The sequence below is a fragment of the Paraburkholderia flava genome (assembly GCF_004359985.1).
Taxonomy (GTDB): domain Bacteria; phylum Pseudomonadota; class Gammaproteobacteria; order Burkholderiales; family Burkholderiaceae; genus Paraburkholderia; species Paraburkholderia flava.
In genome coordinates this window covers 1455834-1480731 of sequence record NZ_SMRO01000001.1, presented here as the reverse complement: position 1 = coordinate 1480731, position 24898 = coordinate 1455834, and the positions used below count along the sequence as shown (strand labels likewise).

Sequence of the window (24898 nt, the reverse complement as noted above, 5' to 3'; positions counted from 1 at the left end):
GTCGGTTCGCACGCGGAGGCGGGCATGGTCACGCTGACCGATGTCGCGCGCCGCGCGAAGGTGACGGCCGCCACCGTCTCGAACGTGTTGCGCAATCCGGAGAAGGTGCGGCCCGAAACTGCGGATCGAGTAAAGCGCGTGATCCGTGAACTGGGCTACCGGCCGAACCTCAATGCGCGTGCGCTCGCGGAAGGGCGTTCATCCACGCTCGCGCTGATGCTCTCCAGCATCGCCAATCCGTTCTATCCGGAGTTCGTACTCGCGGCCGAGCGGGCTGCCCGCCGCGCGGGTTACTTCCTGATGGTCTGCAACACCGACGACGTCGCCGAAACGGGCCGCGCCTATCTGACGCAGATTGCCGGCACGCTGGCTGAAGGCGTGCTGGTGCTGAACACCGATCTCGCGATTAACGAGCTATGCGAATCGGCGGCGGTGGGTGCGCCGATCGTGCTGAGCTTGTGGGAACACCCGGAGCGGCTGCCGGCGTTGCCATGCGTCGCGGTCGACTTCGCGCACGCGGGTGCGCTCGCGGCCGGGCATCTGCTGGAGCTTGGGCATCGCGACATCGGCATGCTGGTCGGCGACGGTTGCGGGGGACTGCAGGACGCACGCGCGACGGGTTTTCGCGAGGTCATGCGAGGGGCGGGCATCGAGCCCGACGATGCCGCCGTGCTGGAGATTCCGGACACGATCGATGCGGGCTTCGATGCCTGCCTCGAATTGATGGCGCGCGCGCCGCATCTGAGCGCGCTGTTCGCCACCAACGACCTGCTCGCGATCGGCGCATTGCAGGCGCTCGCGACGCTCGGACGCAAGGTGCCGGACGACGTCTCCGTGATCGGCATCACGGACATCCAGCTCGCCCATCAGGTACGGCCGTCGCTCACGACCGTCGCAATCAACACGGACGCGATCGCGCAGGCCTCGATCGATCTGCTGATCCGTCTGATCGAGTCGCCGCAGTCGCGATCCGAGCCGATCGCGCTCACGGCGCCGAAGCCGGTACTCGTGCGCCGCCAGTCGACGACCGAGCGACGGTAGCGGCATGGCTGGCGTCTTTTAGACGCTGGCCAGGTCTACGAACGAGTTCACCTGAATACGGCAAGTTCGCGAACCAGGTAGAGGGGGTATGTCATGGTGTCGGTTCGACACCTACGCCCCGTGCGCCAGGTCGCCACAGACGCATAGCGCTAAATGCGCATCCAGGCAGCGCGAACGCGCCACCGAGCCAAAGCGCCATCTGCGGTCCGGCAACGGGCCGCCAGGCGAAGCACTGAGCAACCAGAGCGGCGCCGCTAGTCTGTCCCATCAGGCGCGAGATGGCGACCACAGCGCTAGCGCCACCGCTGCGTTTGTCAGTGGCTTTACTCATGATCTCTCTCATATTCGGAGACTGAAAAAAACCGAACCCAATTCCGCAAACTGCGAGTCGAATGGCGACGTTTGCCTGAGAAGCGCCGTGAGGCAGGGTTGCTAACGACCACATGCCTGCAGTCAAGACTACGAGGCCGACACTGCAAAGGATTCCAGACGAATACCTGTCGCTAAGCGGCGCAACGACAACTGCCATCACGGCGACGAGTAAGGGCCACGTGGCGAGAATAAAGCCTGTTCCTGTCACCGGGATTGCCAGAGCTCCTTCGAGTAGAAATGGCAAGGAGACAAGCGCCAATGATTGCGTCGCGAATGCACAGATGGAGGTTATCGGCGAGAGTGGCCTCGCGTTCGCTTGCGCATCACCGAGCTAACCACGCAGGAGCAGTTGACTGCGATGCTCGAACGCCGCCTCGAATCTGCCTTCATACGTGGCGCTGACGCCCCTGATTTGCCGCCAGCACTTGGGGCTGCTCGCTTGTTTGAAGATGCGCTTGTCGCGGCGCTACCGCCTCAGCATGCGTGTTCGGAAGTGACGGGCGCACTGTCCGTCAAGTCGCTTGCGGACGAATCGTTTGTGATGTACCCGCGTGAGAGCGGGACGGGAGTTTACGACCAGGTGATGAGCCTCTGCCGGCGTGCGGGTTTTGTGCCGCGAGTGGTGCAGGAAGTGCTATTTGCGCCGACCATGGTGGGCCTTGTCGCCGCAGGCCTGGGCGTGGCGCTCGTTCCCGAGTCTTTCAGTCGAATCGAGGCTAGTGGGGTCGTCTACCGGACCCTGCGCGAGAAGGAAGCCAGGTCTGCAATGTGGCTTGTTTTTCGCGCTGCGAAGAGCACTCCGCACGAGCGCGCATTTCTGCAACTGGCCGGTGTCAAGGTCTGACTGATTCGCAAGCGAGCGCCTTAACGAACGCTCGCGATGCCGACATTAATCTCGCCGATATCAAGGTCGGCACAGTATGCCCCGGCGTGCATTGCAAACCACTCGCCGGGGCATGACTCAGATCACCCTCAGGCCAGGTCGAAGCGGTCCAGGTTCATGACCTTGGTCCAGGCCGCGACAAAGTCCTCGACAAACTTCTGATTGGCGTCGGTGCTGGCATACACCTCGGCCAGCGCACGTAACACCGCGTTCGAACCGAACACGAGGTCCGAGCGGGTGCCGCTGTACTTCACCTCGCTGCTCTTGCGGTCGCGCCCTTCGTACACCTCGCCCGTCGCATCGGTGGCCTTCCAGGCGTTACGCATGTCGAGCAGGTTGACGAAGAAGTCGTTGCTGAGCACGCCGACCCGGTCGGTCAGTACGCCATGGCGGCTTCCGTCGAAGTTTGCGCCGAGCACGCGCAGGCCGCCGATCAGCACGGTCATTTCCGGTGCTGTCAGTGTGAGCAGCTGGGCCTTGTCAACCAGCATGGTCTCGGTCGTCGGACCGTCCTGCATGCGGCGATAGTTGCGGAAGCCATCCGCGAGCGGTTCGAGAACGCCCACTGATTCGAGATCGGTCTGGTCCTGGCGAGCATCGACGCGGCCTGCTGCGAACGGCACCTCAACCTTGACGCCGGCCGCGGCTGCCGCCTGCTCGATGCCGACTACGCCGGCGAGCACGATCACGTCGGCCAGCGACGCTTTCCCCGACGCCTGCTGGATGCTTTGCAGCTTCGGCAGCACGCTGACCACGCGCTGGTTGACTTCCCAGTCCTTCTGCGGCGCGAGCGCGATCCGCGCGCCGTTTGCGCCGCCGCGTTTGTCGCCGCCGCGGAACGTCGAAGCCGACGCCCACGCCACCGAGACCAGTTCGCTTATCGAAAGACCGGCCCCGGCGATCTTCGCCTTCAGATCGGCGATGTCGGCGGCGCTGGGGTGGTGAGCCGGTGCCGGCAGCGGGTCCTGCCAGAGCAGATCGACGGCCGGGACTTCGGGGCCCAGATAGCGCGCCTTCGGTCCCATGTCGCGGTGCGTCAGTTTGAACCAGGCGCGCGCGAACGCTTCACTGAATGCTTGTGGATCGTTGAGGAAGCGGCGTGAAATTTTCTCGAACTCGGGATCGACGCGCAGCGTGAGGTCGGTGACCAGCATCGTCGGCTTGCGTTTCTTCGACGAATCGAATGGGTCGGGGATGATCGCGTCCGCGTCCTTCGCTTCGAACTGGATCGCGCCGGCAGGGCTGCGTGTCTGCACCCATTCGTACTTGAACAGGTTCTCGAAAAAGTGGTTGCTCCACTGCGTCGGCGTCTGCGTCCAGATCACTTCGAGACCCGACGTGATCGCGTCGGCGCCAGCGCCGCTACCGTGCGTGCTGGTCCAGCCGAGGCCTTGCTCCGCCAGCGACGCCGTCTCCGGGTCCTTGCCCACATTTTCGGCCGGGGCGGCACCGTGGGTCTTGCCGAGGGTGTGACCGCCGGCGATCAGCGCGACAATTTCCTCGTCGTCCATCGCCATGTTGCCGAACGTCGCGCGGATGGCTGACGCGGCCGAGGCCGGATCGCCACTCGCATTCGGGCCTTCCGGGTTCACGTAGATCAGGCCCATTTCCGTGGCCGACAGCGGGTTTTTCGCCAGCGTCTCCGGATTGCGGTGCGTGAGCCACTTCTTTTCGTCGCCCCAGTTCACGTCGTGATCCGGCTCCCACACATCTTCGCGGCCGGCGGCGAAACCGAAGGTACGAAAACCCGAGTTCTCGAGCGCCACGTTACCCGCCAGCACGATCAGGTCGGCCCACGAGATCTTCTGGCCGTATTTCTGCTTGACCGGCCATAGCAGACGGCGCGCCTTGTCGAGGCTCACGTTGTCCGGCCAGGAATTGAGCGGCGCGAAGCGCTGCTGACCGCGACCGGCACCGCCGCGGCCATCGATCATCCGGTAGGTACCCGCGCTGTGCCATGCCATGCGGATGAAGAGGCCTGCATAGCTGCCCCAATCCGCCGGCCACCACTCCTGCGAATCGGTCAGCACTTGCTTGAGGTCGGCCTTGAGCGCGCTGTAGTCGAGCTTCCTGAATTCGTCGCGATAGTTGAAGTTCTCGCCGAGGGGATTGGAGCGGTTGGAATGCTGGTTCAGCAAATCGACGCGCAGCTGGTTAGGCCACCAGTCGAGGTTCGCGGTGCCGCCGCCGGCGATCGGCGTGGTCGCGGCGTGGAACGGGCATTTTGCGTCGTCGGGGGTAGGTGTATCGATTGGTGTGCTCATGTTCACTCTATTCGTGTGGGGGAAGGGGGCAGTGCAACTTTTCCATGCCTGGGCCTGGAGATACCGCTGCGTGGAATGACATCCTGCTCGATCGAAAAGGATCCGCATCGACAGGAAAAAGACAGGAAAAAGACAGGAAAAACCTCGGCCTGACCAGCCATTTTCACCAGAGCCGTCACGACGATGATAGCCAACCTGGCTACAAAGTTCATTCCAAACCGACATCACATCTGAACGCAAACCCGCTTTACCGCGTGCGGGAGATTCCAGAACAATACGGCTTGAGAAAACCTGGCCGCTCATTTGGCCGCTCACTCAACAAAGGAATCTTGATGATGCGTAACGCAAACGTCGAGCATCCTCTTTCCAGCCTGCGTGGTCTGGAGAGAACGGATGTTCTTTTCTCGACCCTGAATCTTCCTCAGATTCTCGACGTTTGGGAGGTTGATTTCGTGACGCGTGTGGAACTCGCCCAGGCTACGAACTGAATCGCTCCGGCTTTTCCAGAGACTCTAAACCTTGTCGGTCCAGCCAGCTGCGAAGAATTCAGGATGATTGGGGTGCGGACGCCGCTCGCATCGCCCAGGCTGGGAAGAACAGGCGAGTCTGTCCGCTCCGGAGTAGTCAATTGGAACACATCCCGACGACCTGGTTGTTTCGTACTTCATGATTCTTGTGCATGTCGTCATGCACACAAAGCGATAGCCGAACGTTCATGGCGTATCCCGCTATCTGTCTCGCTGATTCTTCTATAACTAATCAAAGAACTTCAAAAAAATCGCCGCGATGCCGGCCTGGAATCCGAAACACGAATCGCCCTGCGAGCCGCAGACTTACGCACGAATCCAAGTTGTCGGCAGCGAGGATCCCGCGTTAGTCTCTGAAGCCTTGCCTGCCGTAGCCGGTGGTTCGGTCGTCGCACGAAGGTCCTTCCTGGCAGCATGTTCCAGCAACCGATGGCCGAGCTTCGCGGCTTCAGGGCTCTCGCGCTGCTCTGTCGCCGCGCGAGCGTAGCTGTGCCATAGCGGGTCCTCAAGGCTAAAGAGGAAAACCGCCATCAGCGCCGATTGCAGTCCCGAACGCTGCGCCTGCTCATCCTCTTCCTCGAGTGCGCGTCGCGCGTCCACCCATGCATGGCGTCGTACATAACGCCACGCGGCGGCCGTGCTCGCCCCTGGCCATTGCCGCCGCAGCACGCGAATCGCTTCAAGCAGATCCTCGAAATCTGCTTCTTCGTCGAGTTGCGAAGCGGTCAACAGTATTTTTGTCAGGCCGCTGGCGACGTCATCGCTACCTTCTTTGTGAGTCACGATATCCCTGGTTGATCTGGCATGCTGCAATCATGAAACACGGTGACGCGCTGACAATCCCGTTAGCATGGCCGCTAACGTGACCGCCCTGGAGGTTTCGTCGCCGATGCCCGTGGCAGCCTCAAAGAGGCGGGTTTTTTGCGGCTCGTTCAGGTGCGCCATCCCGGCGCCCAGCCCGGCCAATGCGACCGCTTTTTTCGCTTCGTCGCGGACACCCGTAGCTGCGTCGACGAGCCGTTCGCGCTGATGTTCGTTCAGATATGACATCCCCGCTCCCAGTCCGGACAATGCGTCCGCTTTGGCCCATTCATCGTTGATTGCGATGGTCGCATCGACAAGCCGCGCACGTTGCGCGTCGCTCAGGTGTGCGATCCCCGATCCCAGTCCGGCCAGCGCGATCGATCTGTATCCTTCGTGCCTGATGTTAGCGGCCGCGTCGACGATGCGCTGGCGTTGAGGCGCGTTCAGCGGTGCCATTCCAGCACCCAGTCCGGCGAGTGCGATCGCTTTGAATCCTTCGTGGCCAAGATCGGTCGCCGCGTCGACCATGCGCTCGCGATGAGGCGTGCTCAGGCTTGCCATCCCGGCTCCCAGTCCGGCGAGTGCAACCGCCCTGCATTCCTCATCGCCGATAGCGGTAGCGGTTTCAACGAGACGGTCTCGTTGAGGCGCGGTCAACTGCGCTATTCCGGCGCCCAGTCCGGCTAAAGCAATCGCCTTGTACTTTTCATTCTTGATGCGGCTAGCCGCTCCGGCTATGTGCTCGCCCTCAGCCGCGCTCAGGTGTGCCATTCCGACTCTCAGTCTCGCTCAGGTTTGTCATTGCGGCCATCCCGGCCCCCACTCCGGCCATCGCGAGCGCCCTGTACCTCTCATCCTCGATTCCGCTCGCGGCTTCCACGAGGCGCTTGTGCTGAGATTCGCTCATGTGCGCTATTCCGACTCCGAGCCCTGCCAGCGCGAGCGCCTTGTCCCGCTCATGCGTGAGACCAATAGCCGAATCGACGAGGCGGCCCCGCTGAGGGTCGGACAGCGACTCCATCGCAACGCCCAATGGCTGCAGCGCCTCCGCTTTCGCGGCTTCATCTTCCAAGCCGACAACTGCATCGACAAAGCGCTCACGCTGAGGCCCGGTCAGATCTGCTACTCGTGCGCCCAGTCGAGCCAGCCTGGCTCCCTTCTTCGTTTCTTCGCTGGTATCGATCGCTGCGTCAGCGAGCTCGCGGTACTCGTCCACTGACGCAAATTTCAGCAACGATTCGTCGAGATGATCCAGGCCCCCATCCTTTAACGCCTGACTGACGAATGCCCGTACCGCGTTCTTCACTGTTTCGTGGACACTGTCGCCGCGGACGCTTCCTTCGGTCGCGGGTTGTGGTGCAGCCGGCGTTGGAGCCGGATCAGTGGGCATGGATGTGCCAACCAGATCGCCCGCTCGAACGATGGCCGTCCGAATCCGCTTGGGCGGTGGCGCTGCGCTGTCAGTGCGTGATCGTTTGCCTGACGGCCCTTGTTTCGCCGGAGGCAAATTTGCCAGGACTTCTGACGGGTTCTGCCTGGGCCTGGCTTTCTGGTCGGAACCGGCAGGCTTCTGGGACTCCGAAGACGAGTCCGGTACATCGACCTTCGATGCCTTGCTGCCGCGCCCGGGTATGGAAGGGGGTTTACTCATTACGTCTGCTCGACCTTCCAGGAGACATGCGCGAACGGGGTATCGATTCCCGGCACGGGAATGTCCCGTCTACGCTAAGGCCAGTAGTCTGCCATGGAATCGGTGCCGTCAGCGCCCGATGGACGTCCCGCTGCCGCTGCATCTGTGTTGCGGCAGCGGGTGATGCACCGGAGTTTCGCAGAGGAAGACCGCTTTGATAAAAGCGCCGACCCGGCGGTCGGCGCATTGCAGGGTCAGCCAGAAACGTTCGATGTCGAGCCGGGTGTCTACAGCCGCTAGCTCGACTTCCGACGTCAAGGCTGGGGACCGTCTAACCACTTATCGAAAAGACCCACCTGCGCCATCATGCTTTCGTCGAGTCCGCTGATGGCGTGAGGAAGATCGGCCACGATCGCGTCCATGAAGTGATAGGTATACGGATCGATGGTCTTCATCCAGTAGACCCGTTGTCGAAAAACCGCCTCGTGTGTATCGCTGGCGAACATATCGATCTCGCCGTCGATCAAACGCGTATAGGCACTCATCGGCCCGCCCGAGCTATACATCGGCGACACGCGAATCAAGAGTACCGCGTCGCTCTCCCGGTACACCGGGCCGCTTGCGTGCCAGTGGAAGTGATCGTCGCGCGAAAAGGTGGGGAGTGTGGGCGTGGAGGCGTCGACTTCGTTGACAACATAGCCGTGAGCACGCAGCGCCGCTTCAATGCCGTCAGTGAATTGGCGGTTCAGTTTTGTATCGCCTAGTTTTGCCGTAACCACATCGTCAAAGGCGAGTGGTTTCTGTTTGGCGGAACTAGCGTTCGCGAGGCCAGTTACAGCGCCCGTGAGCGCTGCACCGATCAGGCCGCCACCAGTCAACAGAAGTGGCATCTGGGCACGCCCGCCGATATAAACCGCCTTCCCAGGATATACGACCGTCACCGTGTGAATCGTATGAAGCTTTGCTGAGTCGATCTCAGCGCGAGGGGCTGCCGCACAACCTGCGAGAGCAGCGAGTGCTACGATCACACCAGGATTCGCGAGTTTCGACATGAGGCGCATTAATCGTTCCGTTCGGGAGTGGCGTTAAAAATTATTCGTCCGCTCGCGCTATATCGGACTGCTGGCGAAAAACTTGAGGGTGTCCGCTACGGAAGATATTCCACAGGACAAGGGAGGGTGGCCGGGGTGTGCGAAGCTGCGTTGCGTGTTATCGGAGATATCCTTTTCGCAGCTGACAATCGCTGCTGCGGCAGTACGAATGTAACGTTCGATGGTGTCTATCGGCTGAGGCATCGTTAAGCAAGTAGTGACGATTTCAGCGGCGCGCCAGCATCGGCGTCACATCGTCGGTACGACATCCTTGCCTATAGCTCCCGATCGCGTCCTGACGCTCCCGGTAGCACGCCGCCCGCTAGACCGGTTTGCCCTCGCTGCTTTCCCATTCCTGCGCCATCAGGTGGTTACCCGGCAGCGTGCGATCCAGAACCTTATGTGCCGCTTCAACACCCGCAACCGGAAGGCCGACCGGATCCAGCTTGCCGATTTGCACCAGAACCGATGCCTGGTCCCAGTAGATGTGCTCGCTTGCGAGCTTTCCGTCCTGGAACTGCGCAACGACGACGGTGGGAATCTCGACGCGCTGCCCCGTCGGTTGAACGCCCGGCAGCAGGAAATCCATTACGCAGGTGTGCGTAAACTTCACCACCAGCTCATCGACAATACTGTCCGTTCCGACCGTGCGGCTTACCGGAGTTATTTCGATATCGGGTGGATTGGCATTGACGAAATGGTATTTGTAAAAGCGCTTCACTTCATCGCGGCCCAAGCCACCTGTCATCGTTGGGACATGGTTGACGTAGGGTACGGATGTCATCGTGTTTATCGCGGCGTCGCCATCGCGTGCCATGAATTCCGCGCCAAGATGCGCTTCCCAGACTGCTACCAGATTAGTCGACATTGAGTTTTACCTATCGGTTTAACGTTGAATGGTTTGCTTTGCGGAAACTTGGTCGATCGCTTTCGATGCAATCTGAAAGACGACAATTCGGTCTAGACAAAGCCGAGCTTGATCGCAGCACCGGTGATCACGACTACCTTGCAGTGAAGGTTGATGGTGACTACTGCTGCGCCGGTGACTGCTGCCACAGTTCGTTAAAGGCAACGCTGTCGAAGAAGGCTGTTGCCCGCACGATCTTGCCGTCCTGCATGGCCAGCACCCACAGGTAGTTGTTCCTGTAGGGACGTCCGTTATTGGTCGTACCGGAACCGACGAACTGGGCGACGACGGTATCCCCATCGGCGTAGATGCCGTCGATGGCACGCGGCTTGAAACTGTCGGGCGATTTGACGAACCGCGCACCGAATGGCGCAAGAATTTTTGTCATCAGTTCTTGCCGCCCATGCGTCGTGCCAGCGATAGCGGAATTACCCGGAATCGTCCATTCGATATCGTCGGACAGGTGGGCTTGAAAAACACTGCTATCGCCGTTCATCCACGACCTGAACATCGACTCGATGATGGCTTTGTTTCTTGCTTGCATGCTGGTGCCCCGGTTGGATGCAGCGTGTGTGGTGACCTCCGCCGCCGACGTCGACAGACTGGCAAAACCAGCCAGCGACAACGCCATAAGAAGAAAAGAAATGTGGACCTTCGTCATAACCTGAAACTCCCTGGTCGCGGTTGCCGTTGCGATGAGTCGCGCTTTGGCTTTAACGACAGGCTGGGTTTGGACTGCCTTCTATCGAGGATCGATAGAGAAGATTCCGCGTTGCCAGCAACGGCATGACGACCATATTAGTATTGGGAAATTGCTGGATCTATACCCGGAATACGGCATGACCTACTGGGGTTTTTACATGAATGATCGACCTGGCTTCACCGAGCTCACGGCCTTTACGGCGATCGTGCGACATGCGAGCTTTCGCGCCGCAGCCGATGAACTGGGGCTCTCTGCGTCGACGCTGAGTCACATGATGCGTGCGCTCGAAGAGCGCCTGGGCATTCGTCTTTTCAACCGGACGACGCGAAGCGTTGCGCCTACGGAAGCAGGGGCTCGTTTCTTTCGCAACCTCTCCCCCATTCTCAATGGCCTGGACGTCGCCCTCGCCGATGTCGGCACGCTGAGCGAACGACCGGCGGGAAGACTAAGAATCAATGCATCGGAAACTGCAACCAGAATCCTGATGCAGACGATTGTCCCCACGTTTATCGAGCGATTCCCAAACGTTCATCTCGATCTCGTCACCGAGGGACGGCTCATCGATATCGTCGCGGAAGGATTCGATGCCGGCGTTCGACTGGGCGAATCGCTGCCACAGGACATGATCGCAGTCCCGTTCGGCGGAGGCGGCAGGTTCATCGTGGTGGCCGCACCCGCCTATCTCGAGCGCCATGGTGTTCCCGATACGCCCGACGATCTGGGCAAACATCAGTGCGTCCGCTTTCGACTTCCAAGCGGAAAGATGTATCGATGGGAGTTCGAGCGACATGGCCAGTCGCTGAAGATCGAGGTATCGGGGCCGATCACGTTGGATCACGTGGGCTTGATGGTCGACGCGGCGGTCAAGGGAGTGGGGCTTGCGTATGTGCTGGCGGAGATCGCGCAAGACGAGATCGATAGCGGTCGTCTTGTCTGCGTGTTGCAGGACTGGACGCCTCCTGTTTCGGGGCATCACCTCTACTATCCGAGCAGCCGTCTCGTGCCGGGCGCGTTACGGGCTTTTATTGATGTCTTGCGAGAGATGGACGATCGCGGGGTGTCGAACAAACCCGCGCGGTCGAGAATCGCTCCACCTGCGAAGAAGCGTGGCAAGCGGCCGGGCGTCACTGGATAGCGTCGTTACGATGACTATCTCGCCTTCTTGCTAACCTGCTTGGCCGACGCCCGGCGAGGGCGAGCAGGCCAGCTCATCAACGCGCGCTCGGCGGATTCGATCAGCTCCGCTTTGGACATGCCCTCTGCCGCTTGCACAGCAAGCCCATTGAACACCATCAGCAGATATCGGGCGAGCGCAGCAGGGTCCTCGGACTGCGCGAGAGATCCTTCATTCCGTGCACGCACGAGCTGTTCGGTGAGCAACTCTCGCGTTCTGCCACGCAGTTTGATGATGGCACGCGGCACCTCTTCGTTATCTGCACCGGTCGCCGTTCCGGTCTGGATCAGCAAACAGCCTTTGGGCTCGCGCGGATCGACCAGCCAATCGATTGCACCCAACAGGAATCGCTCCGCGATGTCGCGGGCAGTGGTGCTGGCCAGCAGATACTCGCGGTGTCCCGCACGTCGATCGCGATACCGCGTGAGGACCGCATCGAAGAGACCTCGCTTGCTACCGAAAGCCGCATAGATGCTGGGCGAACTGAGCCCCATGGCCTTTGTCAGTGCAGCCATCGACGCGCCGTCGTAGCCATGACGCCAGAACACGTCCATCGCACTGTCGAGCACCACCTCTTCTTCAAAATCGCGCGGCCGTCCCATCTTCATTCATTCCCGGAGTATTTTGTCGATCGTTACATAATTCGCTTGCGCTGTCCATGCTTGCGTGGTTATATAACGATCAGTACAAAATGGAGTTGATCGATGGGCACATCCCTGCAAGGCAAAGTAGCGGTTATTACGGGTGGCGGCGAAGGTATCGGCCTCGCTTCCGCAAAGCGAATGGTCGAGGAGGGCGCGTCGGTGTTCATCGTGGGCAGACGCCAGGCGATTCTCGATGCAGCCGTTGCCGAGATAGGCGGCGACGTGGTGGCGCTTCAGGCCGACGTGTCCCGGCAAACAGAGCTGGATCGCGTCTACGAGGCGGTTCGGGTTGCGAAGGGCAAGGTGGACATCGTCGTCGCGAACGCCGGCGTGCAGACACGGGAAGTGCTCGGCTCGATTACCGAAGAGGGAATCGACTACCAGCTCGGCATCAATTTCAAAGGCGTCATTTATACCGTTCAGCAGGCACTACCGCTGCTCAGCGACGGCGCGTCGATCGTCCTGTTGTCGTCCGGGACGGCGTTGAAGGGTTTGCCGGCGCGCACCGTTTATTCGGCAACCAAGGCCGCGATTCGCAGCTTTGCCCGGACCTGGGCCTCGGAGCTTAAGGCGCGCCGCATTCGTGTGAATGCCGTCAGCCCGGGACCGATCATGACGCCGTTGGTGCAGGCCACCTTTGTCGATGAAAAGGTCAAGGCCGCGTACATGACGAACATCGTTGGTGCGGTTCCGTTAGGGCGCCCAGGAGAGGCGGATGAGATCGGAGCGATCGTCGCGTTCCTCGCGTCCGATGCGGCCGGCTTTATCAACGGTGCCGATATTCAGGCTGATGGTGGCTTTGCGCAGGTTTAGAGCGTTGGCGCTTCGTTAAGCGGGTCCTTACCCTCCATCTCGCCACTCTACATACGCGACGCCGGTTTCGACCGGCGATGCGTCTGAATACTGCGCGGAACATCGGCGATTGATGGCATCGACGGTGGCCAGGATGCTGCATCATGTCTTCAGTCGCAAATCCGTATCACAGCGATACAAAACTGGAGCTTTACATATGAAGTCCCTGACCTGAGCATGTCCACTCGTGGATTGACGCGCTACAGAATGGGAACACAGATGATCGACGTAACCAGAGAAAAGCTCGAACTTCGCGTTCAAGGTGTCGACCTGAACCTCTCGACGATCCACCGATCCGGCAGCGGCGAGCCGATTGTTTTTCTTCACGGCTTCGGCTCGACGAAAGAAGACTACGTCGATATCGCGAGGCAGGCCGCGTTCTCCGGGCGACCGTTTATCGCCTACGATGCACCGGGTTGCGGCAATAGCGAGTGCAGCGATCTGTCGGCGGTGTCGATTCCATTTCTGGTCGATACGGCAAAGGCTTTGCTTGCCAGGCTGCGGGTCAAGCGATTCCATCTTGTCGGACACTCGATGGGCGGGCTGACGTCGTTGATGCTCGCTCATGAAGACGGCGATCGCGTGTTGAGCTTTATCGATATCGAAGGGAACGTAGCCCCCGAAGACTGCTTCCTGAGCAGACAGATCCTGAGCTATCCGTCCGACGATCCACACCAGTTCTTTGCGGATTTCATCGACCGCAACTGGGGTGCCACCGATTTCTCGAGTTCGTTATACGCGGCGAGCCTGCGGCACAAAGTCCGCGCAGAGGCTGTACGTGGGATTTTTACTTCAATGGTCGATCTCTCCGATCATGGCGATCTGTTGACCCGCTTCGTTGGCTTACCTTGCCGCAAGATGTTCATGTTTGGCGAGCAGAACGCGGGCCTTTCCTATCTGCCGCATCTGCGGGAAAACGGCGTGACGCTGGCGTCCATTCCGCACTCGGGCCATTTTCCGATGTATTCGAACCCTGTCGAGATGTGGAAGCGGATCGGGCTTTTCCTCGGAGAGGCCGAAGCTGGCTAGGAACGCGCCGCGTTCTCTTTCGCCCAGGTAACGACAGCGTCGACCATCGGATGATGCCTGCGTGAATTCCACGCGAGCGCGGCCGTCACGACCATCACGCGCTCCTTGAGCGGGCGAATGACGACGTTCCCCGATGCGAGCTTCCGCATTGACGACGGAACGAGCGCGACGCCCTGACCGCATCCGACGTAAGCGATCTGCGACGTCACCGAACGAACCTCGTGCAACACGCGCGGCGCAAAGCCGTGTGACCGGCACGTTGCCGTCAGGAAATCGAAGTAAGCGGGGCTGACCTGACGCGACGACATCACCAGCGACTCATCGGCGAGCGCCCGCAAACGCACCCGGGTAAGTGCGGCCAACGGATGATCGCGCGGCACCGCTACCGCGAGTCTGTCTTCGGCAAGCGGCAACGTCGCGATGCCGTGTCCCACGTCTCCATCCAGCCGGACAAACGCTATATCCAGCTCGCCTGCTTCCAGCGCGGGGATCGCCTCGACGCTGTCGATCTCGCGAATGAAGACCGTCAGATGCGGGTAGTCGCGCTTCAATGCGTCCAGCACGGCGGGCACCGTCTCGAGCATCGCCGACGTAATCGCGCCGACCTGCAGCACGCCGGTTTGTCCGGCGGCGACTTCGCGCACGACGCGCTCGAGACGTTCCACCTGGTCGGCAAACTGGCGAACCGCCGGCAAAATCGCGGCGCCGGCCGCACTCAGCTGCGTGCCGCGTCGCGAACGCTCGAACAGGGTCAGCTTCAGCGATTGCTCAAGCACCTTGATCTGCTCCGTTAGCGGCGGTTGCGACATGTTCAAGCGCTCGGCGGCTCGTCCGAAGTGCTTTTCTTCGGCAACGGCAAGAAACATCCACAGTTGACGGATGAGGCGGAAATCGATGGTGGTCATCCCGGTTGTCCTTCTCGCGTGATCGGTTGCGCTGCTTCATTCGTAAATCGTATCAGAGCGGTATGGATTCGAGAATTTACATATCAGGCGCTGAAGTCGACGATCGCATGACCATTCAACAGGACTCCCGTCATGCCCCACGTTTCCGCTCTCGACCGGCTTGCCTCGCTCGACACCAACACGGTCTCCGATGCGCTCGACTTTCTCGATCTCCAGGGGGCCACGTATGGCCTTCGTCCGCTGTGGGACTGCCCGAAGATCGTCGGTCGGGCGAGCACGATCCAGCTGGGCCCGAAAAGCGGTGCGGCGCCGACCGTTCACCTGATTACGCCGGTCATCGATGCCGTGACGACGGACGACCGCATCCTCGTCATCGGCGGTGGCCTCGAAGGCATTTCCTGCTGGGGTGACATCATCGCCAACGCGGCAGTCGCGAAGAAGATTCGCGGCTCGGTGATTGACGGCATGAGCCGCGATATCGACGGAAGCGAGTCCATCGGCTATCCGGTCTACGGCCGAGGCATCACGATGATCAGCGCAAGAAACCGTGTCGTGCAGATCGACTCGGGCAAACCGCTGCGGATTGCCGGCGTGACCGTGCACGAGGACGACTACGTGATCGCCGACCGTTGCGGCACCGTGTTCGTGCCGGCATCACGAATCGACGCGGTGCTGGAACTCGGCGAGAAAATCATGCGTCGCCAGGATGGAATGGTCGCTGCCGTTCGTGCAGGGCGCCCGGTTGTCGAGGTCATGCACGACAAGGAATTCGAAGCCATTCGAGCGCAGTGATAGTCCGGTACGACCGGTACGCTCTATCGCATCGGTACAAATCGAGCGCGGGCAGCGCTTCGCGTGGAGCCGCGAAGACCGCCCGGGACGCGTGCACCCGATGGGCACGCGCCATCAAACGTCCCACTCTTATTTAACCCGTCGAAAACACGACCGCCGCACTCTCCCCCACCTGCGTGAAGCTGCGGACAAACCGATAGAACTGTCCGCCGATCTGCATCTGGTTGACGCCCGAGCGAGTCAGTTCGAGCATCTCGTTGGCGAGCGGCGTGGCGATCGTCCCGGTCTTCTTCAATTCCTCGAGCAAACCTGCCGGGTCACCCATATACATAGTGCAGGCGCTAGCCGTGTGACGGATCATCACGACGCTGGCTGCCTTGTCGAGAGAGAGTTCGAGGTATTCGGCCAGCGTCTGCAGCGATTCCGGTACCGGTTCGCGGGAGCCATCGGTTACAGCGTTTGCGTTTGTCATCGTGTAGCCCTCCATCGCGCCGACGTGTCACCACTATACGACCGGGAAAGCGAAACGGGAATATGCGTGAACCACTGAAATGACGTATCGACGCAAATGTCGCCCGCATGGACCCTCGCCGAACAACTACACGGAAAGGCGAACCGCCGACACCGCCGCCGGTTCGGCTCCACCGCACCTCATTCTGCCTCCGCGATCGTCACGTCATAGTCTTCATCGACGAAAGCAACCAGGAACTCCTCAGGCATCAGCCACGAATCGACGCTGACCGTCTTCGTGTCGATGTCGACGTTGATCTTCGCGTCGCCGTCGACCATCCTGAGCGCGTGCTCGATCGTCGGGATCGAGTCCGTGCGAATTTCGCTTTTCACCGAGAATTTCATGTTGGTTCTCCAGTCGTGTTTACAGATGCAGCCTGATCCGCGCAGTGAACGCGCGAATCGTTTCTTCGTTCCGCGACAGAAACATCCACTGACCGATGCGGGTTGAAACCAGCAGCTCCGCGTCGACGAGGGCCGCGACGTGCGCCGATACCGTCGATTGCGACAGCCCGCTGCGTGCGTGAATGGCATTGACCGGGACGCCGCAACCGGGATCGATGAGCGGTTGTGTGAAGTATTGGTCCGGTCGCTTTAGCCACTTCAACACCTCGCGCCGGAACGGGCTCGCGAGTGCCTTGTGAATCAGATCGTCAGAACAGGTTCGTAGCACGATGGATTCCTCCAATCTCAAGCCGCGCGTCTCGACAGCAAGACGGGCGATCGAAATGAACGACCTTTCGACAGCGACGTCCTGACGCTCGCCGCAAACGCGTCGCCAAGATCCTCCGCGACCAGATCGAGCGTCATCTGAATCCCGCCGCCGACGCCGCTCGACCCGTACCGATTGCCTTCGTTCACGAGGCCGGCGCGTACAATCAGCGAAGCGCCGTTGGACACCGACGCGAGCCTTCGCACGCGACGTCCCGCATCCCGCAGCCACTCCACCAGTTCGCGATGCTCGTGCTCTGGGCCGATGATTGGGCAGCCCGGCACGACGACGACGTCGAACGCAGCATCCACGTTCGACAAACACTCCGTCGTGCCCACTGCAACCCCGTTCGAACACCGCACCGGTCCCGACGAGAGCCCTACGAGATGCTGTTCGTACATCGTCGCGCCACACAGACGGTTCGCTTCGTGAAAGACGTCCATCGGGCCCGTGACTTCCAGCAGCCGGAATCCCGCGTACAACATCATCGCGACATGCATGAGCGGTTACTCCTCGAATACGTGATGGGCGAAGCCGTGCGACATGGCGAATCCGTCCCTGGTGGAGTGCGCCTCGGAAGCCCGAAGCCATGAGCCCAAGTGTAGTCAGCCGGTATCGGCGAGGAAACGCGAGCTTGTCGCGTTGCCGGGCCAATCAACGTGGAATTTGGGCCAGGGGCGCTATTGCGGCCGGACCCCGGCACTCATTACTGGGACGCAAAAGTCAATTACCGCCTGGTGTATCCCTCTCTGCGGGACGTTGCGATACTCTGGGCCATCGCTCGTTAGTGCATGAAACGGGCTCAATCACTCGATAGGGGTCACGCCATGAAAGTCGCCATTGTCATCTTCGACGGTGTGCAGGCGCTCGACGTTGCGGGCCCTCTCGATGTGTTCGCGGAAGCCAGCACGATGCTCGCGCCGGACCAGCGCTACGAGGTTTCCCTCGTGGGGCTGCGGGCGGGCAACGTGACCTGTTCGAACGGGATGCAACTGTCGGTGCCGTTCGGCTATGCGGACGTCGACACGCAATGGGATCTGCTGCTGGTCGCGGGTGGTCCGCAATTGCCCGACGTCCGGCTCTCCAGCGACTTTCTGGCGTGGCTGCAAAACCAGGCGGCACGCACGACGCGTTTCGGCTCGGTCTGCAACGGCGCATTCGTGCTTGCCCATGCAGGGCTGCTCGACGGCAAGGACGTGACGACTCACTGGGCGGATGCGGGCCGCCTTGCCGACGAATTTCCGCAGGCATCCGTGCAGCCCGACAAGATTTTTGTTCGCGACGGACGACTGTTCACGTCGGCAGGTGTGACGGCAGGCATCGATCTGTGTCTGTCGCTGGTCGCCGAAGACTGGGGACATGAACTCGCGGTGCGTGTCGCCAAGCGTCTGGTGGTCTACATCCAGCGCGAAGGCGGGCAGTCGCAGTACAGCCCGTACATGGGAACCGGCCGCGACGAAGATCCGATCATCGGCAAGGTGCATCGCTACGTGACCGAGCACATCACGGATCCGCTGTCGATCGAACAACTCGCAGGGGCGGTTGCGGTGAGCCGGCGCACGTTCTCGCGGGTGTTCGCGAAGTACGCGAAGGTCACGCCGTCCGCGTTTGTCGAACAGGTGCGCGTCGATACCGCGAGAAAATTGCTCGAAGACACGGATGCGCCGCTGAAGACGGTCGCGTTTAAATGCGGCTTCCGCAGTGCGACGCATATGCGCACGACGTTCTCGCGCAGGCTGGACGTCACGCCGAAACAGTATCGGCAGCGGTTTCGCAGCGATGCCGGCAATAAGCCGCGCGTGAGTAGCGTGACTGGCGTTGCAGAGAGGTCGGTCGTTTTTCACGAACTGCTTGCGGCGTGAAGGACGTGATCGATGTGAGCGCGTCGCCGTCCCTTCCCGATCTGCTCGAACCCGGCCTGTCGCTCGTGTTTTGCGGCATCAACCCGGGTATGCGTGCGGCGTCGTCAGGCCATCACTTCGAAGGCAGAAGCAACCGGTTCTGGCGAGTACTGCATCTTGCAGGTTTCACGCCCGAACAGATTCGCCCCGAAGACGACCACACGATTCTTCGCTACGGCTTCGGTCTCACCACCGTGGTCCCGCGCGCGACTGCGCGTGCGGCCGAGCTGTCGCGATCCGAAATCGAGCTGGCCGGCGATGCGTTCCGGTCGAACATCGAGCGCTACGCACCACGTTACGTTGCGTTCCTGGGCAAGATGGCGTTCGCTGCGATCACGGGTACACGCGATATCGAGTGGGGCGCGCAAGCGGAACCGTTCGGCGGCGCGCGTGCATGGGTGTTGCCGAATCCAAGCGGACTGAACCGCGCATTCGACCTCGATGCCTTGGTGACCGCTTATCGCGAAGCACGCGTAGCGGTCGCGTCGATGCCCTGAAGCTGCGCGTTCTTGCGTAGCGTCTCAGTAACGAACTCCGCGAACGCGCGAATCTTGCCGCTGGTGCTGCGCCGCTCGACGTGCAGCAGGCTCACCGGGATCGACTCGGGCTCGAACGATGTCAGGATCGGTTGCAGCGAACCGTCGAGCACCTCGGGTGCCGCCTGATACGACAGCAACTGAATAATCCCCACACCGTCGACCGCTGCAAGAACCGCAGCCGGACCCAGGTCGACGATCATGCGCGGTTGCAGCCTGACGGGCAATCTCGCACCGTTCTCGTTGAATACCCACTCGAGCGGCAACGACACGCCGGTAAACGACACGCAATGGTGATCGTTCAGATCTTTCGGATGCAGTGGTTCGCCGTGCGCGGCGAGATAGGAGGGCGCGGCATACGTGCGACGCCGCACGAAGCCTAACGGAATCGCGAACGTCGATGAATCGCCGAGATGGCCGACGCGGACCGCGATGTCCACGCCTTCTTCGAGCAGCCGCGTCGTGCGATCGGCGTACACCGCATTGATGTCGACGTCCGGGTAGCGCAGCGCGAACGCGTTGATCAGCGGCGCCACATAGCGCTGGCCGAACAGCACCGGCGCGGAAATGGTCAACGTCCCGACGGGGTTCAGTTGATCGACTGCGATGCTCGCTTCCGCGTCCGTGATCGTGTCCATGACTTTTCTGCAGGCTTCGAGGTATGACGTACCCGCATCGGTCGTACGAACCGAGCGGGTGGTCCGCGCAAGCAGCGGCGTGCCGAGACGGGACTCCAGCGAATTGATCGCCCGCGACACCGCAGCGGCCGACATGCCGACTTTTTCGGCAGCACCCGTGAAGCTGCCCCGGTCGACGATCGCCACGAAAATTTCCATCTCACGCAATTTGTCCATTTCACCTCCTGCGCGGATGATGGCATCCACATGCGGGGATTCTATGCGTTGCGGTCCGCGTCGTGACGATTCGCATCGGTGAATGGCGCAAAGAAAACTGGAAATGTCCCGCGCGGCACGCTTTCCCAACGACGAAAAACACCGTTCGCTGTCCCCACGCTGAACCCGGTCGCATCGACGGCTGGAAAGAGACTCTTTCAACCCGCGACCGCTATCGGGACGTCATTGGCGCATTGGCAAAAATCGCCCATCTTTTGGCCCAGGAGTTAACCAGTCTGGACTCCGGTTAATCGGGTCGATCGCAGACAATGAATGCACACGTTACGCATGAGCCGCGTGCAATGACACTGGCCAGTTTCGCAAACTAACTGGCCTGAAACGTCACCGCTCCCGACTTTAAAAAGACCGGTCGCCTCCCGAACTTGAGTAAGTCACCGTGCGAGCGCGACGCGTGGAAGCCAGCACCGTGATTCCACACAACCTCACTGAAATCTTTAGATGAACTACCGACCATGAGCAGCAACGAGACTCCGATGATGACCGGCAACCTGCTGAAAATCGCGACGGCCTTCGCGACTGCGCAACAAACGCCCGCGCAACCCACATCAAAGCAAGCCGCACTATCGCTGCGCGTAGCGTGCGGTCTCGTCGGGATGCTGCTTGCGTCGCTGCTGGCGATTCTCAACGAGCAGGTCACCGCGCAGGCGCTCGCGGACATTCAGGGTGCGCTGTCGATCGGTCACGACGACGGAACCTGGCTGACCACGTTGTTCGAGGCCGCCAACGTCTCGGCGATGGTGTTCGCACCGTGGTTCGGCATCACGTTCACGCTGAAACGCTTCACGATCGGCGCGGTGATCGCGACGATGTGTTTTGGCATTCTGTGTCCGTTCGCGCCGAACCTGACCGCGCTCTACGCGTTGCGTGTGATGCAGGGCATCGCGGGCGGTTGTCTGCCACCGATGCTGATCATCGTTGCGCTGCGCTATCTGCCTCCGAAGGAGAAGCTGTACGGGCTCGCCGGGTACGCGCTTACCGCAACCTTCGGACCGGCGCTCGGCACGCCGCTCGCTGCGCTGTGGACCGAATACGCGGGCTGGCAGATGGCGTTCTGGCAGATCGTGCCGCTTGGAATCATCAGCTGCGTGGCAATCGCGCGAGGGCTGCCCGACGATCTGCTGAAACTCGAACGGCTCGGCGCATTCAACTGGACCGGCTTTTTAACGGGGTTTCCTGCGGTCGCGATGCTGGTGATCGGTCTTCTGCAGGGCGATCGTCTCGACTGGTTCGATTCCGGTTTCATTCGCGTGATGTTTATTGGCGGCGGGTTGCTGCTGGCGACGTTTCTCGTCAACGAATGGTTTCATCCGCTGCCGTTTTTCAAGCTGCAACTGCTGTCGCGCAGAAACTTCGCGCACGGACTGACGACGCTCGCGGGTGCGGTCATCCTGCTGGTGGGCGTGGCCGCAATACCGGGTCAGTTTCTCGTGCGGGTTCACGCGTACCGGCCGCTGCAGACGGCGCCGCTGTCGCTGCTGGTGGCAATTCCGCTGCTCATCGTGCTGCCACTGACGGCGGCCGCGTTGAATCAGAAACGGGTCGATCACCGCTGGGTGATGGCGATCGGCCTGTGCCTGATGGTCGCAACGTGCGCGATGGGCAGCTTCGTGACGTCCGAGTGGATCCGCGACAACTTCTACTGGCTTCAGTCTATCCAGATCGTCGCGCAGCCGATGATGATTCTCGCGATCCTGATGGGCGTGACTACCGGCCTGTCGCCGACCGACGGTCCGTTTGCGTCCGCGATGTTCAACTCGCTGAAGACGTTTTCCGCTGCGGTGGCGACAGCGTTGATCGAAGGACTGGGCACCGCTCGCGAACGTCTTCATTCGAACGTGCTCGTCGATCACCTCGGCAATCACGCGTTGGTGACGAGCCAGAGCATCGACGCGGCGCACGGTCTCGGCGAACTCGCGCACCGCGTTCACGTGCAGGCGCTGGTGCTGACCTCGGCGGATCTTTACCGCGTGATGGCCGGCGTCGCCGTCGCGCTTCTTTTCCTCGTGCCTGTGTTGCCCGTGCGCATTTATCCGCCGTGGTGCACGACGTCTCCCTCTCCTTCACCAGCCAAGCATTAAGGGGCGCTACTCATGTCCTCCACTATCCGATCTCCTCTCAAGATGATTCGCGTTGCAGCGCTGGTTGTTGTCGTCGGTGTCGGCGCATGGGCCTGTACGAGCCTGACCGGCAGCGCGAACACCGAATCGACGAACGACGCGTACGTCGCAGCCGATTTCACGCTCGTCGCACCGCGCGTCGCCGGGCAGATCGCCGAGGTGTTCGTCGACGACAACCAGTCGGTCAGGGCAGGACAACTGCTAGTGCGTATCGACGATAGCGACTTCAAGGCAGCGTTGATGAGCGCGCAGGCGGACGTCGCTGCGGCACAGGCGTCGGTTGCGAACGACGATGCGGAGATCGCGCGGCAACCGTCGCTCGTCGATCAGGCGCGCGCGACGCTCAAAGCCGACGATGCAGCGATCCAGTTCGCGCGGGCCAATGCCACGCGTTATCAGAACCTGTCGGACGCCGGAGCGGGCACGGCTCAGGAGCAGCAGCACGCGTCGAGCACGCTCGCCGGTCAGCTCGCGCAACAGGCGCACGACCAGGCCGCGCTCGAATCAACCCAGCAGAATCTGAACGTGCTGCGTACGCAACGCGACAAGGCAGCCGGTGCGCTCGCGCGCGCCGACGCAGCGCTCGAACAGGCAAAGCTCAACTTGTCCTACACGGAGATTCACGCGCCCGTCGACGGCAAGATCGGCAGACGTACCGCACGGGTCGGCGCATTCGTGACGCCTGGCGCACCGGTGCTGGCAATCGTGCCGCTTTCGGATGCGTACGTCGTCGCCAATTTTCAGGAAAACCAGATCACGCGGATGCGGCCGGGCGAGAACGTGCGGATCAAGGTCGACAGTTTTCCCGGCGTGGCGATTCGCGGACGCATCGACAGTCTTGCTCCGGCGACCGGCGTGAGCTTCGCACCGATCGCCCCCGACAACGCGACGGGCAACTTCACGAAGGTGGTCCAGCGTGTGCCGGTGAAGATCAGCATCGACCGGAATCAGGAAGCGGCGGCCGCGTTGAGCGTGGGACTGTCGGTCGAAGCGGAAGTGACCGTCGCGGGGCATGCCGATACGTTGGCGCAAGGTGGAGAAATAAAATGAACACGCGCGATCTTTCGTTCCGCATGCCCACACTGGCAATACTCGCCTGCTTCGCGATCGCGGGCTGCACGGTGGGACCGGATTTCGAGCGTCCGACATCGACCACGCCGCCGCAGGTCTTCGAGCGTACTAACGGTGCACAGGCACCGAGCAAGGCCGTCGAGGCCGATTTCAACCGCGACTGGTGGACGCTGTTCGACGATCCCACGTTGAACGCGCTCGAACAGCAACTGGCCGAGGCGAATCTCGATGTGGCCGCGGCGTCGGCGCGTCTTCGTCAAAGCCGTGCGGAGCGACGCGTCGCCGGTGCGGCGGAATACCCGACGCTCGATGGTGCCGCATCGTACGACCGCGAGCGCGGCAGCCCGAACGGCATCCTGGGGCTGTTGGGCGTGAGTCCGACTGGCACGCAGGCGCAATCCGCTGCGGGCGATGCGCCGACCGGCGTCGCACCGTTGCCGGGCGCGAAGGGTTCGCCCGCGTACAACCTCTATCAGACGGGCTTCGATGCATCGTGGGAAGTGGATATCTGGGGACGTGTGCGGCGCGGCGTCGAAGCGGCATCCGCGTTGTCGGATGCCTCATGGGAAGACCGCAACGCCGTGTTGCTGTCCGCGCGCGCCGAACTCGCGCGCGACTATATCGAGTTGCGCGATACGCAGGCGTTGCTGCGGATCGCGCGACAGAATCTGGAGATCGCGCGCGACACCGCGAAGCTCACGCAGGTGCGCGCACACGAAGGCGTGACGACCGATCTCGACGTCGCCAACGCGGCGGCGCAGGTCGCATCGATCGAAAGCCTGATTCCGACACTCGAATCGCGAAGCACGACGACGATCAACGCAATCGGTGTATTGCTCGCCGAGGAACCGGGCGCGCTTGCGCAAACACTGGGCGAACCGCACGACATTCCCGCGCTGCCGGGACAGGTGCCGATCGGTTTTCCATCGGAACTGGTGCAACGCAGGCCGGACATCCGGAAAGCGGAAGCGGAACTGCATGCGGCGACCGCATCGATCGGCATGGCGAAGGCCGACTTCTATCCGCGCATCTCGTTGAACGGCAGCGCGGGTTTTCAGAGCCTTCAACTGTCGAATCTCGCGAACTGGGCGTCGGGACAATTTATCGTCGGCCCTTCGATCACGATGCCGATCTTCGAGGGCGGACGTCTGAAGGGGACGCTGCATCTGCGCGAGGCGCAGCAGCAGGAGGCCGCGATCGTCTACAAACGTACCGTCCTCGAAGCGTGGCGCGAAGTGGACGATGCACTGGTCGTCTACGATGCCGAGCAATTGCGTCGCGACAAGCTGACTACCGTTGTTTCGCTGAACCAGCGCGCACTGTCGGTCGCGCAACAACGCTACAAGGCAGGCGCGCTCGACTATCTCGACGTGCTCAACGTGCAGAAGCAACTGCTCGACGCGCAGAGCAACGCCGAACGAAGCCAGGCGAGCGCCGCCGCGAATCTGGTCACGCTGTGCAAGGCACTCGGCGGCGGATGGGAGTCGACTTATGCGAACGCCTCCGCATCGCGTTGATG

At 61.3% G+C, this 24898-nt stretch carries 27 protein-coding genes and 1 pseudogene; 14 read left to right on the top strand and 14 right to left on the bottom strand.

Features of this window, described 5'->3' with window-relative positions:
- Window positions 1–24: 24 nt before the first annotated feature.
- Window positions 25–1041 (top strand): LacI family DNA-binding transcriptional regulator, encoded by a 1017-nt coding sequence (locus tag E1748_RS06525; RefSeq protein WP_133646297.1) that lies wholly within the window; start codon window positions 25–27, stop codon window positions 1039–1041.
- Between the two features lie 688 nt (window positions 1042–1729).
- Window positions 1730–2257, top strand: a complete 528-nt coding sequence (locus E1748_RS06515; protein ID WP_240766370.1) for a LysR family substrate-binding domain-containing protein — start codon at window positions 1730–1732, stop codon at window positions 2255–2257.
- A gap of 128 nt (window positions 2258–2385) precedes the next feature.
- On the opposite strand, the gene katG is transcribed toward E1748_RS06515, so the two are convergent.
- Window positions 2386–4560 carry a catalase/peroxidase HPI gene (gene katG / locus E1748_RS06510; protein WP_133647267.1) on the bottom strand — a complete coding sequence of 725 codons (2175 nt, stop codon included), beginning with the start codon at window positions 4558–4560 and terminating at the stop codon, window positions 2386–2388.
- Between the two features lie 332 nt (window positions 4561–4892).
- On the opposite strand from katG, the gene E1748_RS31430 reads away from it, so the two are divergent.
- Entirely contained in the window at window positions 4893–5048 is a 156-nt protein-coding gene (locus E1748_RS31430) for a hypothetical protein (protein WP_166653510.1), read from the top strand.
- Window positions 5049–5393: 345 nt separating this feature from the next.
- On the opposite strand, the gene E1748_RS06505 is transcribed toward E1748_RS31430, so the two are convergent.
- From E1748_RS06505 to E1748_RS06495, 3 genes are read right to left on the bottom strand one after another with little or no spacing between them, the layout of a single operon-like run.
- A complete protein-coding gene (locus E1748_RS06505) occupies window positions 5394–5870 on the bottom strand; it encodes an HrpB1 family type III secretion system apparatus protein (RefSeq protein WP_133646295.1) in 477 nt (158 codons plus the stop codon).
- Between the two features lie 30 nt (window positions 5871–5900).
- Window positions 5901–6662 (bottom strand): hypothetical protein, encoded by a 762-nt coding sequence (locus E1748_RS06500; RefSeq protein WP_133646294.1) that lies wholly within the window; start codon window positions 6660–6662, stop codon window positions 5901–5903.
- Window positions 6640–7197: a hypothetical protein gene (locus E1748_RS06495; RefSeq protein WP_166653509.1), complete on the bottom strand. Its 558-nt coding sequence runs from the start codon at window positions 7195–7197 to the stop codon at window positions 6640–6642. The genes E1748_RS06500 and E1748_RS06495 overlap by 23 nt, the downstream gene beginning before the upstream one ends.
- A 438-nt stretch (window positions 7198–7635) precedes the next feature.
- Between E1748_RS06495 and E1748_RS06490 the strand changes: the two genes are divergently transcribed.
- A complete protein-coding gene (locus tag E1748_RS06490; protein WP_133646292.1) occupies window positions 7636–7821 on the top strand; it encodes a hypothetical protein in 186 nt (61 codons plus the stop codon).
- Between the two features lie 14 nt (window positions 7822–7835).
- Here E1748_RS06490 and E1748_RS06485 read toward each other — a convergent pair whose 3' ends face one another.
- The 3 genes and pseudogenes from E1748_RS06485 to E1748_RS06475 all read right to left on the bottom strand — a co-directional run bounded on the left by E1748_RS06485 (window position 7836) and on the right by E1748_RS06475 (window position 10180).
- Window positions 7836–8573 (bottom strand): hypothetical protein, encoded by a 738-nt coding sequence (locus E1748_RS06485; protein WP_133646291.1) that lies wholly within the window; start codon window positions 8571–8573, stop codon window positions 7836–7838.
- A gap of 361 nt (window positions 8574–8934) precedes the next feature.
- A pseudogene (locus E1748_RS06480) lies at window positions 8935–9471 on the bottom strand (ester cyclase); the annotation flags it as partial.
- A gap of 169 nt (window positions 9472–9640) precedes the next feature.
- The gene (locus tag E1748_RS06475) at window positions 9641–10180 is read right to left on the bottom strand and encodes a nuclear transport factor 2 family protein (RefSeq protein WP_133646289.1); all 540 of its coding nucleotides are present in this window, start codon (window positions 10178–10180) and stop codon (window positions 9641–9643) included.
- Window positions 10181–10358: 178 nt separating this feature from the next.
- On the opposite strand from E1748_RS06475, the gene E1748_RS06470 reads away from it, so the two are divergent.
- Complete coding sequence (locus E1748_RS06470; protein WP_240766368.1) at window positions 10359–11357, top strand: LysR family transcriptional regulator; 999 nt, start codon at window positions 10359–10361, stop codon at window positions 11355–11357.
- Window positions 11358–11371: 14 nt separating this feature from the next.
- On the opposite strand, the gene E1748_RS06465 is transcribed toward E1748_RS06470, so the two are convergent.
- Window positions 11372–12004 carry a TetR/AcrR family transcriptional regulator gene (locus E1748_RS06465; protein ID WP_205965200.1) on the bottom strand — a complete coding sequence of 211 codons (633 nt, stop codon included), beginning with the start codon at window positions 12002–12004 and terminating at the stop codon, window positions 11372–11374.
- A 96-nt stretch (window positions 12005–12100) separates the two neighbouring features.
- Here E1748_RS06465 and E1748_RS06460 point away from each other — a divergent pair, with 96 nt between their 5' ends.
- Window positions 12101–12853: an SDR family NAD(P)-dependent oxidoreductase gene (locus E1748_RS06460; RefSeq protein ID WP_133646288.1), complete on the top strand. Its 753-nt coding sequence runs from the start codon at window positions 12101–12103 to the stop codon at window positions 12851–12853.
- Window positions 12854–13111: 258 nt separating this feature from the next.
- On the top strand, window positions 13112–13921 hold the full coding sequence (locus tag E1748_RS06455) for an alpha/beta fold hydrolase (RefSeq protein WP_205965199.1): 810 nt from the start codon (window positions 13112–13114) through the stop codon (window positions 13919–13921).
- On the opposite strand, the gene E1748_RS06450 is transcribed toward E1748_RS06455, so the two are convergent.
- Window positions 13918–14826 (bottom strand): LysR substrate-binding domain-containing protein, encoded by a 909-nt coding sequence (locus E1748_RS06450; RefSeq protein ID WP_133646286.1) that lies wholly within the window; start codon window positions 14824–14826, stop codon window positions 13918–13920. The genes E1748_RS06455 and E1748_RS06450 overlap by 4 nt on opposite strands.
- Window positions 14827–14958: 132 nt before the next feature.
- Here E1748_RS06450 and E1748_RS06445 point away from each other — a divergent pair, with 132 nt between their 5' ends.
- Window positions 14959–15618 carry an RraA family protein gene (locus tag E1748_RS06445; RefSeq protein ID WP_133646285.1) on the top strand — a complete coding sequence of 220 codons (660 nt, stop codon included), beginning with the start codon at window positions 14959–14961 and terminating at the stop codon, window positions 15616–15618.
- Window positions 15619–15751: 133 nt separating this feature from the next.
- Here E1748_RS06445 and E1748_RS06440 read toward each other — a convergent pair whose 3' ends face one another.
- From E1748_RS06440 to E1748_RS06425, 4 genes are all read right to left on the bottom strand, one after another.
- Window positions 15752–16090: a hypothetical protein gene (locus E1748_RS06440; RefSeq protein ID WP_133646284.1), complete on the bottom strand. Its 339-nt coding sequence runs from the start codon at window positions 16088–16090 to the stop codon at window positions 15752–15754.
- 179 nt (window positions 16091–16269) lie between these two features.
- Window positions 16270–16473, bottom strand: coding sequence for a copper chaperone (locus E1748_RS06435; RefSeq protein ID WP_133646283.1), 204 nt, complete (start codon window positions 16471–16473; stop codon window positions 16270–16272).
- Between the two features lie 19 nt (window positions 16474–16492).
- Complete coding sequence (locus tag E1748_RS06430; RefSeq protein WP_133646282.1) at window positions 16493–16801, bottom strand: ArsR/SmtB family transcription factor; 309 nt, start codon at window positions 16799–16801, stop codon at window positions 16493–16495.
- Between the two features lie 17 nt (window positions 16802–16818).
- Window positions 16819–17340 (bottom strand): DJ-1/PfpI family protein, encoded by a 522-nt coding sequence (locus tag E1748_RS06425; RefSeq protein WP_133646281.1) that lies wholly within the window; start codon window positions 17338–17340, stop codon window positions 16819–16821.
- 327 nt (window positions 17341–17667) lie between these two features.
- On the opposite strand from E1748_RS06425, the gene E1748_RS06420 reads away from it, so the two are divergent.
- Together E1748_RS06420 and mug are read left to right on the top strand one after the other, a co-directional pair.
- Window positions 17668–18702 (top strand): GlxA family transcriptional regulator, encoded by a 1035-nt coding sequence (locus tag E1748_RS06420; RefSeq protein ID WP_133646280.1) that lies wholly within the window; start codon window positions 17668–17670, stop codon window positions 18700–18702.
- Window positions 18699–19238: a G/U mismatch-specific DNA glycosylase gene (gene mug, locus E1748_RS06415; RefSeq protein ID WP_240766360.1), complete on the top strand. Its 540-nt coding sequence runs from the start codon at window positions 18699–18701 to the stop codon at window positions 19236–19238. Before E1748_RS06420 ends, mug begins: the two co-directional genes overlap by 4 nt.
- On the opposite strand, the gene E1748_RS06410 is transcribed toward mug, so the two are convergent.
- A complete protein-coding gene (locus tag E1748_RS06410; protein ID WP_133646279.1) occupies window positions 19199–20131 on the bottom strand; it encodes a LysR family transcriptional regulator in 933 nt (310 codons plus the stop codon). The two genes, mug and E1748_RS06410, sit on opposite strands and share 40 nt — an antisense overlap.
- 62 nt (window positions 20132–20193) lie before the next feature.
- On the opposite strand from E1748_RS06410, the gene E1748_RS06405 reads away from it, so the two are divergent.
- From E1748_RS06405 to E1748_RS06390, 4 genes are all read left to right on the top strand, one after another.
- Window positions 20194–20421 carry a hypothetical protein gene (locus tag E1748_RS06405; protein WP_133646278.1) on the top strand — a complete coding sequence of 76 codons (228 nt, stop codon included), beginning with the start codon at window positions 20194–20196 and terminating at the stop codon, window positions 20419–20421.
- Window positions 20422–20667: 246 nt separating this feature from the next.
- Entirely contained in the window at window positions 20668–22269 is a 1602-nt protein-coding gene (locus E1748_RS06400; protein ID WP_133647263.1) for an MFS transporter, read from the top strand.
- A gap of 12 nt (window positions 22270–22281) precedes the next feature.
- Window positions 22282–23358 carry an HlyD family secretion protein gene (locus E1748_RS06395; RefSeq protein WP_133646277.1) on the top strand — a complete coding sequence of 359 codons (1077 nt, stop codon included), beginning with the start codon at window positions 22282–22284 and terminating at the stop codon, window positions 23356–23358.
- Window positions 23355–24896, top strand: a complete 1542-nt coding sequence (locus E1748_RS06390; protein ID WP_133646276.1) for an efflux transporter outer membrane subunit — start codon at window positions 23355–23357, stop codon at window positions 24894–24896. Before E1748_RS06395 ends, E1748_RS06390 begins: the two co-directional genes overlap by 4 nt.
- The last annotated feature ends 2 nt before the right edge of the window (window positions 24897–24898 follow it).